The sequence below is a fragment of the Erwinia sp. B116 genome (assembly GCF_002865965.1).
GTDB lineage: Bacteria > Pseudomonadota > Gammaproteobacteria > Enterobacterales > Enterobacteriaceae > Erwinia.
The window spans coordinates 1-401 of the sequence record NZ_JRZZ01000132.1 but is presented as its reverse complement, the minus strand read 5'-3'; the positions used below and the strand labels follow the sequence as shown (position 1 = coordinate 401).

The window sequence follows — 401 nt, the reverse complement described above, 5'->3', positions numbered from 1 at the left end:
ATTGGTGGGTCGTGCAGGATTCGAACCTGCGACCAATTGATTAAAAGTCAACTGCTCTACCAACTGAGCTAACGACCCGATATGGTGGGGGATGACGGGCTCGAACCGCCGACCCCCTCCGTGTAAAGGAGATGCTCTACCAACTGAGCTAATCACCCATATCGTACTTCAAACAACTTCAACTGCTTTAGTGGTGGGTCGTGCAGGATGACTCGGCTGACGCCTCGCCTTTCGGGCCGTTGCCACTGGCAACGTTGTCTCGCTTTCGCTCGACCCGAACCTTTACGGTTCTCATCCTTCACGATTAAACACCGTGTATTGCTTGTAATTGGTGGGTCGTGCAGGATTCGAACCTGCGACCAATTGATTAAAAGTCAACTGCTCTACCAACTGAGCTAACG

2 tRNA genes and 1 other RNA gene are annotated in these 401 nt (G+C 51.6%); all 3 read right to left on the bottom strand.

The annotated features are described in order from the left end of the window. Positions 1 to 2: 2 nt before the first annotated feature. Positions 3 to 78, bottom strand: a tRNA-Lys gene (locus NV64_RS22955). A gap of 4 nt (positions 79 to 82) precedes the next feature. Continuing rightward, positions 83 to 158: transfer RNA gene (locus tag NV64_RS22950), tRNA-Val, on the bottom strand. Between the two features lie 33 nt (positions 159 to 191). After that, positions 192 to 316, bottom strand: a non-coding RNA gene (locus NV64_RS22945) — RtT sRNA. Positions 317 to 401 lie beyond the last annotated feature (85 nt).